Genomic DNA, 13,199 nt, shown 5'->3' on the forward strand with positions numbered 1-13,199 from the left:
AGGGAGCTAAAAATGATCGAAATTAGTCAAATTTCAATTAACCATATGACTTCTCCCCTTGGTTTTGACTTAGATAACCATTTACATATTGAATTTAGTGTAAATAGCTCTAAACCTATGACGGAAACCAAGAAAAGAGTCATTATAAAAACCGATGAAGTTGTTTACGATTCTGATTGGCAAAACTATGATAATAACTTTTTTGATTTTGCAATCGAGTTAGAACCTCGTACCCACTATACAGTGTCAGTTTCCGTTCAAAATGCCGGTGATGAAATAACTAAGGATAGTTTTTTTGAAACTGGAAAAATAACTGAACCATTTTCAGCTAACTGGATTGGAAACAGTAACAAGGATTTGCAAAATATTTTGTTAAGAAAAGAATTTGCATTAGATAAAGAAATTACTAGTGCACGTCTTTACATGACTGGTTTAGGTGTTTACGAAGTTTACTTCAACAATGAAAAAATTGGTGACGAGTTGCTTGCTCCTGGTGTAACTGCCTACGATCAAGTAACCCAAGTTCAGACATATGATGTCACTAGCTTTTTACAAAAAACACAAAAGCATGAATTATTGATTTCTCTAGGCGACGGTTGGTATAAGGGAAACTTCGGCTTTGACGGCGGTCAAGAAAATATTTATGGTGATCGTCAAATGGCCATTGCAGAATTGCATTTAACCTTTGCTGATGGTACTGAAGAAGTAATTAACACAGATGATTCATGGCAAACAACTTCGGGAAAAGTTACTAAGTCAGCAATTTACTACGGTGAGGACTTAGATGACACGATAGAAATTACTGGTTGGGAACCAGCAGTAATCATTGATCACTCTAAAGAAATTCTGCATGATCGTTTAAGCTTGCCACTTAAAGTTGAAGAGTACTTACCAGTTAAAGAAATCATTCAAACTCCTGCTGGTGAAACTGTCTTAGATTTTGGGCAAAATCATGCAGGTTGGCCTGAGCTTTTCAACCATGAACCTGCAGGACAAACAATTGAACTTCAAGTTGGAGAAATTTTACAAAACGGTAATTTTTATCGTGACAACCTTCGTGAAGCCCGCGCTGCCTTTAAGTATACTTCTGACGGCAAAGAAAAATGGGTTCGTCCCCACTTTACTTACTATGGTTACCGCTATGCAAAAGTTACAGGTAATACCAAGCCACTTAAGAAGGAAGATTTCCGTTCAGCAGTCATCTACTCCGACATGAAAACGACTGGTGGAATTACGACAAATAATGCGAAAGTCAATCGCCTTTTGCAAAACGTAATTTGGGGCCAAAAGAGTAATTTCTTTGATGTCCCTACTGACTGTCCTCAACGTGATGAACGTCTCGGTTGGACTGGTGATGCAGATGTATTTTCAGCAACAGCCGTTTTGAACATGGATACCTATGCATTCTTTAAGAAATATGCACGTGATATGCAAATCGAACAGAATGCTCATGATGGCATGCTCACAATGTATGCTCCAGCAATGGGTAATGGTAGCGGTGGCGCTGCCATTTGGGGTGATGCTGCAACAATTATTCCATGGACTGTTTACCAAGCATATAATGATCCTGCTATTTTGCGTCAAAATTACTCAAGCATGAAAGCTTGGGTTGAATGGATTGGTAAAAATACTTCAACTAAGAACCTTTGGACAGGCTGCTTCCAATTCGGTGACTGGCTTTCACTTGATGGTGAAAATCCAGCAATGCCAACTGGTAAAACTGATGAAGACTTCATTGCTTCTGTTTACTATTACTACTCTACTTCTATTGTCGCTGAAACAGCACAAATACTTGGTTTTAACGATGATGCTGCTAAGTACTCAAAACAAGCTAAAGCAATTAAAAAAGCTATTTCTAACGAATATATTACTGCAACTGGACGTTTATCAATTGATACACAAACAGCTTATGCGTTGGCTCTAGCCTTTGATTTAGTACCTGACAAGCAAAAGCAACGTGTCGTTAAAGACCTAGTTACTCGCCTTGGTAAAGATAATAACCATCTAAAGACTGGTTTTGTTGGTACACCAATTGTTTGTCGTGTTCTTTCTGAAAACGGCGAACACAAGCTTGCAACACAAATCTTCTTAAATGAAGACTTCCCAAGTTGGCTTTATGCAGTTAATTTAGGTGCAACAACAATTTGGGAACGTTGGAATTCAGTTATGCCTGATGGCTCAATGAATCCTGAAGGAATGAACTCACTTAACCACTACTCTATTGGTGCGATTATGCAGTGGGTTTACCAGCAAGTACTTGGAATCAGTTCTCAAACAAATGGCTATCAAGAAGTCACTTTGGCACCACAATTTGATTACCGTCTCAAGCATGTTCAAGGTCATTATGAAAGTTCATACGGTAATCTTCAAATTGAATACCAACTTGAAACTGATGAACAACACACAATCAAGCTCAACCTGAATATTCCATTTGGTCAACAAGTAACAGTAAAATTACCACGTGCTACAGGTGAAGTTCAGCTTAATGGTGAAGCCACTAGTCTGCCACTTAAGCTAACCGGTGGACAATATTCCATCAGTTATGTTCCAAGTTCTAGCTATATCGAATACTACAACATTGATATGCCAGCTAAAGACCTTATGGCAGATTCTGAATTAATAGAAAAATTGTCACCACTAAATGGTGTCTTTGGTTTCTTACAAGACCAAAACAACCTTAACACATTTGGTGGAAGTTCATTAATTGAAATGAATACAATGTTACCATTTGTTAATATCTCCGATGAAGATTTCGCTAACATCAAAGCTGTTTTAGCAGAGACTCCATTGGCTAGTGAAAGGAAGTTTTTAAATGAAGGGCGTACTATTTGATCTTGATGGTGTAATTGCCGATACTTCGGTTTACCACTTTCAAGCCTGGCGAAAACTCATCAAAGACCACTTTAATCGCGAATTACCTGATGAATTAGAAGTCCAAACTAAAGGCGTAAGTCGTGCTGATTCACTTACTGCAATTCTGAACTATTTAGACATTAAAGTAACTGATTCTGAATTTAACAAAATGACTGAAGAAAAGAATGATGTTTTTCGTGAGTTATTAGCCAACTTAACCCCTACTAATATCCTACCTGGAATATCTGAACTTATTTCTGAACTTAAGGCACATAATGTTAAGCTTTCACTAGCTTCTGCAAGCTTGAACGGTCCTTATATACTAGAAAAATTAGAGCTTATTAATACTTTCGATGCAATTGCAGACCCTAGCAAAGTTGCAGCAGGAAAACCAGCGCCTGATATTTTCATCGCCGCAGCTGACGCCATTAACTTATCTCCTAAAGAATGCGTTGGCATCGAAGATTCAATCGCTGGAATTAAAGCAATAAATTCTTCAGGTGCCTTTTCAGTAGGTGTTGGTAATGAAAATGAACTTAGCGAAGCCTACTTGCTCTATCCTGATACCTCCAAATTAAGCTATGAGCAAATAGATGCCGCATGGAAAAAGCATAATTAAAATAACTTATATCTATCCTTTGAATTAAAAAACTAACTAAAAATCAAATCAAACAAAAATAGCCAATTTCCTTACCGAAATTGGCTATTTTCTTTATTTTTTATTCACCTAAATAAGCAAAAACTACTTTTTCGTCATAAATGTGAAGCACTTTTTCAAATAAAAAGCGACAAATTATTGCAACAATTGCTGGAATAACAATCCAGACAAGCAGTGCCATTATGAAATTCAAACTGTACTTACCTGCATCCATTGAAGCCAGTGGTCCAACAATACCTACAAGACCAAATCCTGCTGATGCAGGAGTACCAGATACATGGAATAATGCGACAGGTATTGCAGACACAATTGCTGTGATTAGTGAAGGCAGCAGAATAATTGGATGTCTAAATAGATTTGGCATCATCATTTTCATTGCGCCTAACGCGATTGCAATTGTTACTCCTGATTTATTTGTGCGCCAAGAATGAACAACTAGCACAATTGTCGTTGCTGCAACACCCATTGCTGCAGCACCAGCTGAAAGCCCGTTTAATTGAATTGCCATGCCAATCGCAACCGTCGAAATTGGTGAAACAATCAAAATACTAAACATGCAGGAAATCAATATACACATTAAAATTGGTTGTAAATCAGTAAATGAATTAATGACGTTTCCTAACCAAGTCGTAATTTTACTTACATAAGGTAAAATTAATAACCCAATCCAGCCTGCGCCAACTCCAATAATAATCGGAGCAGCTACAATTTTCACTGATCCAAAACGTTCCCCTACCAGTAATAGTAGGAAAACAGTTAGACCGGCAGTAATCATAGTATTAATCAAATCACCAGTTCCAGCAGAAACAAACACACCTTGTGCTTTAGTTGCTGGATTGACAATTTGCGGAACAAATTTAGTTACGCCTGATCCGACATATGCTGCTGCAGCTACAATAGCTACATCCAACGGAACCATTTTAAATTGGATTGCAATTAGTGCCCCAATCAACAATGGTGTTGCACATTGGAAAATCAGTAATGCTTGACCGATACTGGCGGTAATTGCATTCTGCCCAAATAACTTTAAAATTGCGCTTACTACTGCATTAGGAATCAAACCAACAATGATCCCAGTTGCAGTTCCTGCCAGAATATTGTTAAAAAATGTTTTGATTGTTAATTTGTTTGTTGTGGTTGTGTCAGCCATGAGAAATACTCCTTCGAATTAATTTTTAATGTTGATTGATTTAAAAATAATTCGTTGCAAGTAAAAACGACTTGAATTCAGCTGCATTCTTTTTTCCTCCCATTCAAAGATATTATCAATAGTTTAACATGATAAATTAAAAAATAAAGGAAAAATTAAATAAAAATGAGTTTGATTCATTAAAAAAAGGAAAGCCATCATATTAAGCTTTCCTTTTCATTTCTATAACAACGCACTTCTATTTATTTCTTGCTTCTAACCTAAATAAATTTAGATAACTTAAGAAAATAATGACACTAATGATTGACATAACTAAGAAAGCAACCTGACTTCCCTGGGCAGTTAAAACAGAATAATTGCCTGGCTTTTTTTGCCATGCTGAAATAATTGTGGCCATAACCGTTGTTCCCATTGAGCCAGCATACTGTTGACCAGTCTGAAAGACAGCTGTAGCGTCAGTATGTAATTCATCAGGTTGCAATTTGGATGCTTCAGCCATTGTATTGTTGAACGCCATTTGTCGCCCAATAATCATAATGCCGTAGAAAACGCCCACCATAACTGTTGAGATTTTTAGACCGAAAATTGTAAATAATATACTTGCCGTAAAGCAAAAGATTGTACCAGTTAAAAATGGAAGTTTTGGCCCTTTTTGATCATAGATATGCCCAAACCATGGATTCAAGAAGCCACTTAAAATGCATCCCGGAAGTAAAACTAACCCGCCAATGAGTGAACTTTCATGATTAACAATTTGAACATAGTTTGGTAACACGAAACTAGTTCCAATATTAATAAACTGCAGCAGTAAATAAGAAATCATCGCGAAAACAAATGGTTTATTTTTGAAAATATCTAAGTTGATTAGCTTCTTTTTGCTCTTCTTCGACAGTTTGATAAAAAGGAATACTAGCGCTGCAACAACAGCCATACTTATCAAAAAATATGGATCACCGAAGCCATTGCTAATTCGATTGAAGCCCAAGTTAAAGATAATCATAGCCGCAGCAATCACAAAGTAACTCGACCAATCAAAGCTTGGATGCTTTTTTTCGTGGTATTGCTCAATTGACAGAGCACCGATGATTAGTACGACTACAGCAATTAAAGCAACAATATAAAAAATTAATGGCCAGCCAAAATAATAAACAACTGTCCCACCAAATGTTGGTCCTAAAGATGGGGCAAGAATAACTACTAGCCCAGTTAATCCCATATAAAAGCCCCATTTTTCCTGCGGCATTAGTTCAACAACCAAATTAAACATCAGTGGAATTGACAAACCAGCTCCCACAGATGAAATGAGTCTTCCTGCAAGCAAAACCCAAAAATTAGGTGCAAATCCAGCAACTACTGAGCCGCCAATAAATGAAATAGCTGCAGTTAAAAACAGCTGTTTAGCCGAAAAGCGCTCGTTTAAATATGAACTTGCAACCATAATAACTGCAATTGTTAAAAGATACCCTGTAGTGGTCCATTGAACAAGTCCTAGACCAATGTGAAATTGTTTCATTAACGTAGGAAAGGTAACGTTCAAACTTGTTTCAGTTAGGATTGATACAAATGCCATCAGTGCACAGCTAACAATTGCTAGAATATGTTTTGGCGACTCTTTTTTTCTTTCCATTCTTGTAAACCTCCCGGTAATAAAAAAGAGTAAAAAGCTAGTTAGCTTTTACCCTTTCCAATCCTTAATCGGTTTTCACCGATCAGATAACAATGTACAGGACAAATTATCCTTATTCTTGCTCAAAACGTGATACTAAGTTATCATGTAGAGCTTCGTAACCTGGTTTGTTTAATAGACCAAACATGTTACGTTTGTATTCTTCAACACCTGGTTGGTTAAATGGATTAATGCCATTGAGGTAACCAGAAATTGAAATGGCCAACTCGAAGAAGTAAATGAGGTAACCTAATGTGTGCTCAGTTTGATCTGGAATATTAACAGTCATAACTGGAACACCACCATCAGTATGAGCCAAAACAACACCTTCGTATGCACGATCGTTAACAAAGTTTAAGCTCTTTCCTTCTAAGAAGTTTAGTTGATCTAAATTACGATCATCTGAAGGAATCTCGACATCGTTTGCAGGATTTTCAACTCTAATAACTGTTTCAAACAAGTTACGTAAACCTTCTTGAATGTATTGACCTAATGAGTGAAGATCAGTTGTAAAGTTTGCACTTGCTGGCCAAATACCCTTGTTATCCTTACCTTCTGATTCACCCATTAATTGCTTGCACCATTCGCTAAACATTCTCAAAGTTGGTTCGTAGTTTTCGACAATTTCAGTAGTGTATCCTTTACGGTACAAGATGTTACGTAAAGCAGCGTATTGGTATGGTGTTGCCTTTGATAAGTCAGTATCAGTATATTCGCTACGCGCATCAGCAGCACCTTGCATAAGTTGATCAATGTCAGCACCAGAAACAGCGATTGGTAATAAACCAACAGCAGAAAGGACACTGAAACGTCCACCAATGTCATCTGGAACAACAAATTCTTCATAGCCTTCAGCATCTGCTTCAGTCTTAAGGGCACCTTTAGCACGGTCAGTTGTAGCAAAGATACGTTTTTGAGCTTCTTCTTTACCGTATTTCTTAATTAACTTATCTTTAAAGATTCTGAACGCAACAGCAGGTTCTGTGGTTGTACCAGATTTAGAAATAACGTTAATGCTAAAGTCCTTATCTCCTAACCATTCAATCAAATCGTGAAGATATGAACCAGAAAGTGAGTTACCACAGAAGACAACAGTTGGGTACTTATCTTTGCCTTTACCATAAAAAGCGCTATTTAAGAATTCAATGGCAGCTTGGGCTCCAAGGTATGAGCCACCAATACCAATACAAATCAGAACTTCTGAATCGGCTTGAATTTTTGCAGCTGCTTTTTTAATACGAGCAAATTCTTCTTTATCGTAATCAACTGGTAAGTCAAGCCAACCTAAAAAGTCGCTACCTGCACCGGTACCTTCCTTTAATTCCTTAGATGCAGCATCAACCATTGCTTGCATTTCGCCTAGTTCATTTTCGTGAACAAATGGTGTTAATTTACTGCTATCGAATTTAATTAAACTCATAAAATACGCTCCCTTTATTGAATTAAATATCTATTTCACAAAACCATTTTAGCAATCTTATTTTATAAATACCAGCGCTTTTTAAATTGTTTTCAGCTTTACTCGTAATTGTTGAAAAAGCCAGTATAGTAAATAACCAAAGGCTGCCCCGCAACTATTAAAAAAGACATCATCAATGTCACTCACACCGGTTGCGAGTAAAAACTGCATTGTTTCAATAAAAACTGAAAATAAGACGCCTGCTACTAACACCCTGATAAAAGTTTGCTTTTTTGAAAAAACAAATGGTGCTAAAAAACCGAAAGGTAAAAAGCAAGCAACATTCCCCAGTGAGTTGTAAATAAAATCCAACCGACTCTGGGCATAGTACATCTTCCAAGTTTCTTTCATAAATACGAGATTAATATCACTTAGCGGTCGATGGAAATTGAAAGAAAGTTGCCATGGGAAATATGTTCGGCGAAAAGTGGTTAACATTAAAATCAAAATTAAATAAAAAGCAAACAGCCATACCGTCGCTTCTGATTTAAGTGTTCGCCTTCGTCTTACCACCATTAACCAAAACAAACGCAAAATCATGAAAACCAAAAAATAAAAAATTGTCTTATCAAATGCCAACATAATTAACTTAATTAAGGCAAAATGATTAACTTTAGTTGCATAACTTTGAGCAATTAAGTTATATAGCGGTCCTAGAAATATCATTTTCAGTTCAAGTCCTATAAATTTAGTGTTCATCTAGATTATACCCAATCTTTGCCAAATTTTTCTTAAAAAAGGACAAACAATTCAGAAATGATTGTCTAAAGTGCGCGAAAATTCTAAAATAATTAAATAAGGAGAGTTCAACTTGAAAAAAAAGAAGCTGATTAATTTTATCCAGACCCGTACAGGCTTTTTTTGTCTGTTGGTTATTTTGTTTACATTAAAATATATTTTTGCTGCCTATCATGATTTTAACCTGGGCATTAGTGATCCTTACCAACACATTATCATGTGGATTAGTCCTATCGGATCGGCCGTTTTATTACTAAGCATTGGATTTTACTTTTCTAAACCAGTTGTATCCTATGTCATCATGTTGATAATGGATTTCGCCAATACTGGTTTGCTTTTTGCTAACATCTTAAATTATCGACAATTTGCAGACTTCATTACTGTCAAAACAATGACTAATGCAGCTAAAGTAGCACCAGGTCTTGGAAAAAGTGCTGTCGCCCTATTAAAGCCCTCTGACCTAATTTTATGGCTTGACTTAATTATTGTGATAGGACTTTTGCTTGCTCATAAAATCAAGATTGATCAAAAATCATACGGATTACTAACTCCATTTACGATTACAACGTGTGGGGCCCTAATTTTAAGTCTCAATGTTTTTTTAGCAGAATCGTCACGTCCACGCCTTTTAGGAACAACTTTTGATCGTTCTTACATTGTTAAGTACTTAGGAATTGACACTTTTACCGTGTACGATGGCGTGAAAAATGAACAAACTGAACAAGTAAATCGTAATGCTAACACCGCTGACTTAAACAAAATATTGGCTTATACACGTAAAAACAAATTGCCAGTTAGCCCTCAGTATTATGGTGCTGCCAAAGGCAAAAACGTCATTGTAATCCACCTAGAGAGTTTCCAGCAATTCGTAATCGATCTCAAAATTAACGGCAAGGAAGTCACACCTTTTCTTAACTCAATCTATCATAGTCGTCATTCACTTAGTTTTTCTAATTTCTACCATCAAGTTGGAATTGGTCGTACTAGTGACGCAGAAAACATGCTTGAAACAAGCACATTTGGTATCTCAGACGGTTCACTTTTTACTGCGCTAGGTAGTTCAAATACCTTCCAAGCTGCTCCACAAATTTTACGCGAAAATGGCAATTACACTTCAGCCGTTTTTCACGGTAATGTTGGTTCATTTTGGAATCGTGACGATGTCTACAAAAATATGGGCTATAACTACTTCTTTGACCAAAATTATTACAGTCATGATCAAAGCGATAGTATTGGTTACGGAATCAAAGATAAAGTCATGTTCGCTGAAAGTGTTAAATATCTTGAGCGCATGCAACAACCTTTTTATAGCAAATTTATCACCGTTACCAATCATACCCCGTTTGATATGGACGAAGAAGATCGTGATCCAAACTTTAAAACTGCGGATACATCTGACAAAGCTATCAACAACTACTTTGAAACGGCCCACTATCTTGATCAAGCAATCAGGGAATTTTTCGACTATTTGAATAAATCCGGTTTAATGAAAAACACAGTAGTAATGATTTATGGTGACCACTACGGCTTAAGTAATTCCGAAAATGAAACCTTGGCTCCTATTATTGGCGAAAGCTCGGATACTTGGAATAGTTATAATAATGTCCAAATGCAACGTGTGCCCTTTATGCTTTACTCCCCTAGCTTAAAGGGCAAGATTATGAATGAAGTTGCAGGAGAAATTGATGTTTTGCCTACACTACTTCACTTACTTGGCATTTCCAATAAGAACTATATTCAGTTTGGTAATGACCTGTTATCACCGAAGTACAAACCGTGGATTGTTTTTAGAAATGGCACAATTGTCAGTCAAAAATATGTTATTATCGGCGGAAAAGGTAAAAAAGGCACTGTTTACGATCGAATTAGTGGCAAAGAAATTATCAATTATACTGAAAAAGAAAACAAAGAAATTGCTGAACTAGCCAAAAAAGGAAAGTTGGCTCTTAAGTACTCTGATTTGCTCAATAACCATAACCTTTTACGTTTTTACACCCCAAAGGGATTTAAACCAGTTGATCCGGAGCAATTCGATTACCTAAGTAACTTCCAGCAAATGGAAGCCTTAAGAGCAAAATTAAAAACCAAATCAACAGCACTAATCTCCACACATAAGCGCTCCACTACTCGCTTTTACCGTACTGATGCCCCTGAATTAAATGGTCGCCACAATGAAATAACTGAAATTCCTGAATCAGTGGCAGAAAATCATTTAGATAAAAAAAGGGATAATGATAGCCAAAAGAAAAAAAGAGAATATAATTAAGACATAGTTAATCTTTTTATAATTTGAGGTGTTTTAAACTATGGTCTATTTAATTTTGGTTATTGTCGTTATCCTTTTATTCCTATCATGTTGCCGAGTTGTTCCTCAAAATAATGAAGGACTCATCGAAACTCTAGGTAAATACTCAAGAACAGTAAAAGCAGGCCTTGTTTTTGTCATACCTGTAATTCAAAGGTTGCGCCGTGTTTCATTAGCAATGTTTCCAGCAGAAATTTCTAAGTACTCAATTATTACTAAGGACAATGCTGAAATCACCACTAGTTTGACGTTAAACTATTTAGTAACTGATTCATATAAGTACTTTTACAACAATACCGATTCAGTTAAGTCGATGGTTGAATTAATTAGAGGACACTTACGCGATATCATTGGTCGGATGGACTTAAACGATGCCCTTGGTTCAACTAGTAAAATCAATTCACAACTTGCTGATGCAATTGGCGATTTGACAGATTTATATGGTATTCGTGTTGTTCGTGTCAATATTGATGAATTACTTCCTAGTGTTGAAATTCAAAAGGCAATGGATAAACAACTAACTGCTGATAGAGAAAAAATTGCAGCAATTGAAAAAGCCGAAGGTGAAGCTAAAAACATTGAATTAACCACTAAGGCCAAAAATGAGGCATTAATTGCCACTGCAAAGGCTAAAGCTGAAGCTGTCAAAACTGAAGCCGATGCTGAGGCATACCGAATTAATCAGCTACAGGCAAGCTTGGATAAAGCTTCAGATGGTTACTTTAGAAACCAAAGCCTAGATAGTTTTAACAAGCTTGCTTCTGGTCCTTCTAACCTAATTGTAGTCGATAAAGATGATATGACTAACTTAGGTGCAGTACCTGCTACAGCAAAAATTTGGCAAAAATCTACTGACAAAAAAGAATAATACCTAAGAGTAAACAAAAAGCACTTCAGTTGAAGTGCTTTTTGTTTATTCAGATAGATACTGTTCAAATCCTTCATCAAAGAAAGTGATTGTGAAAATAGCTCCTTCGTTAGGACTCGAATCTACGCTAATTTTGCCACCATGCTGCTTAATTAGCGAAGAGACAATTGAAAGGCCAAGACCAGATTCACCAGTTCCTTGACGAGCCCTTGACGGATCAGCTTTGAAAAAACGATCAAAGATATACTTCATTTGTTCATCGCTCATTCCAATTCCGTTATCCATAACCACAATTTCTGTAGCATGGTCTTTCCTTCGGCCACTAATTACTATTTGACCATTTTTGGTAAATTGAATTGCATTTTGAACCAAATTGAAAATTATTTGGGTAAAGCGATCCTTGTCCGCATAAACTGACAAATCGCCAGGTGCAGCAATTCGAATCTCATCATGTTCCTTTTCAGCGTTTTGTGAAAGCTGCATTTTCACATCTTCTAATATCTTAGTTGCATTAAATGATGTTTTAATCAACAAAATCTGATTATTGCGAATTTTTTCAAAATCAAGATTTTCATTGACTAATCTGATTAGCCTTTTAGTTTCTTTTTTCATTAGTGAAATTGACTTAGGCTTAGCGTCTTCAGGAATCGCATCATATTGCAATCCTTCCAAAATTCCGTTAATGGTTGTTAGAGGCGTTCTCATTTCATGAGCAGCGTCAGCCATGAACTGATCCCGCCGTTTTTCCTGATTCTTGATTTCTTCATCAGACTGTTTCAGCGACCGTACCATTTGGTTAAAGTTATCGGCTAGCTGATCAATTTCATCGTTTCCCTTATAATTGAGCTGCACATCAAAATTACCGGAAGTAACTTTCTTGGTTGCAATCGAGAGGCGCTTAATTTTGCTAGTAGTGTAATATGACAAAGCTAAACTTAAGGCAGCTCCGACAGTTAACGCAACAATAAAAGCATTTACCAAATTTTGCTTCGCCATTGCTATTGGTCTTTCAACGTTTTTTACCCTAGCGCCAAGCCAAATTGCACCAATCATCTTGTGCTCACTCATCCAAGGAACAAGAACACCAGTACATGGATCATTAGTGTGTCCCATATAAGAATGAGAGTCGTTATTATTTTTAATACGAATTTCTTGCCCTTGTTTCAAAATACCATATATATCAGAAGCAAGGTGCAAGTCTTTAGCAGTCTTCGGATAAATTTGGCGACCATCCGAATCAAAAATACGGAGATGAAGATCATCACCACGTAAGACAAATTCCATTTGCTTTAGGAAATTTGCATTTAACATTAATGTGCCATTCTTTTTATCCGTCGCTGCCAAAGAGCCTAAAGAAGACGCATAGTCTTCCATTCGCTGATAGTTTTGCGAATATGATTGGTTTGTTACATAAGCAATTTCGGAATAGCCAATAATTGCAACAGTTGTTAAAATAATCAGCAAAAAGCTAAGCATGTGCTGATAAATCAATTTCATAATTT

The 13,199-nt window shown here is 36.5% G+C and carries 9 protein-coding genes; 4 read left to right on the forward strand and 5 right to left on the reverse strand.

The annotated features are described in order from the left end of the window. The first annotated feature begins 15 nt into the window (after window positions 1-15). Both H3R21_RS02290 and pgmB read left to right on the forward strand, forming a co-directional pair. The gene (locus H3R21_RS02290) at window positions 16-2,832 is read left to right on the forward strand and encodes an alpha-L-rhamnosidase (RefSeq protein ID WP_198183065.1); all 2,817 of its coding nucleotides are present in this window, start codon (window positions 16-18) and stop codon (window positions 2,830-2,832) included. Beyond that, the gene (gene pgmB, locus H3R21_RS02295; RefSeq protein WP_198182705.1) at window positions 2,813-3,472 is read left to right on the forward strand and encodes a beta-phosphoglucomutase; all 660 of its coding nucleotides are present in this window, start codon (window positions 2,813-2,815) and stop codon (window positions 3,470-3,472) included. Before H3R21_RS02290 ends, pgmB begins: the two co-directional genes overlap by 20 nt. A gap of 100 nt (window positions 3,473-3,572) precedes the next feature. Here pgmB and H3R21_RS02300 read toward each other — a convergent pair whose 3' ends face one another. The 4 genes from H3R21_RS02300 to H3R21_RS02315 all read right to left on the reverse strand — a co-directional run bounded on the left by H3R21_RS02300 (window position 3,573) and on the right by H3R21_RS02315 (window position 8,452). Continuing rightward, complete coding sequence (locus H3R21_RS02300; RefSeq protein ID WP_198182707.1) at window positions 3,573-4,661, reverse strand: PTS sugar transporter subunit IIC; 1,089 nt, start codon at window positions 4,659-4,661, stop codon at window positions 3,573-3,575. 238 nt (window positions 4,662-4,899) lie between these two features. Next, window positions 4,900-6,288: an MFS transporter gene (locus H3R21_RS02305; protein WP_198182710.1), complete on the reverse strand. Its 1,389-nt coding sequence runs from the start codon at window positions 6,286-6,288 to the stop codon at window positions 4,900-4,902. A gap of 112 nt (window positions 6,289-6,400) precedes the next feature. Continuing rightward, window positions 6,401-7,747 (reverse strand): glucose-6-phosphate isomerase, encoded by a 1,347-nt coding sequence (locus tag H3R21_RS02310; RefSeq protein ID WP_198182712.1) that lies wholly within the window; start codon window positions 7,745-7,747, stop codon window positions 6,401-6,403. An 81-nt stretch (window positions 7,748-7,828) separates the two neighbouring features. Further along, window positions 7,829-8,452, reverse strand: coding sequence for a VanZ family protein (locus tag H3R21_RS02315; RefSeq protein ID WP_122034830.1), 624 nt, complete (start codon window positions 8,450-8,452; stop codon window positions 7,829-7,831). Window positions 8,453-8,597: 145 nt separating this feature from the next. Between H3R21_RS02315 and H3R21_RS02320 the strand changes: the two genes are divergently transcribed. Then, on the forward strand, window positions 8,598-10,790 hold the full coding sequence (locus H3R21_RS02320; protein ID WP_198182714.1) for an LTA synthase family protein: 2,193 nt from the start codon (window positions 8,598-8,600) through the stop codon (window positions 10,788-10,790). Between the two features lie 40 nt (window positions 10,791-10,830). After that, window positions 10,831-11,697 (forward strand): SPFH domain-containing protein, encoded by an 867-nt coding sequence (locus H3R21_RS02325; protein ID WP_046306603.1) that lies wholly within the window; start codon window positions 10,831-10,833, stop codon window positions 11,695-11,697. 45 nt (window positions 11,698-11,742) lie between these two features. Here H3R21_RS02325 and H3R21_RS02330 read toward each other — a convergent pair whose 3' ends face one another. Continuing rightward, window positions 11,743-13,194, reverse strand: a complete 1,452-nt coding sequence (locus tag H3R21_RS02330) for a HAMP domain-containing sensor histidine kinase (RefSeq protein WP_198182716.1) — start codon at window positions 13,192-13,194, stop codon at window positions 11,743-11,745. Window positions 13,195-13,199 lie beyond the last annotated feature (5 nt).

Source organism: Lactobacillus sp. W8172 (assembly GCF_016102055.1).
GTDB lineage: Bacteria > Bacillota > Bacilli > Lactobacillales > Lactobacillaceae > Lactobacillus > Lactobacillus apis_A.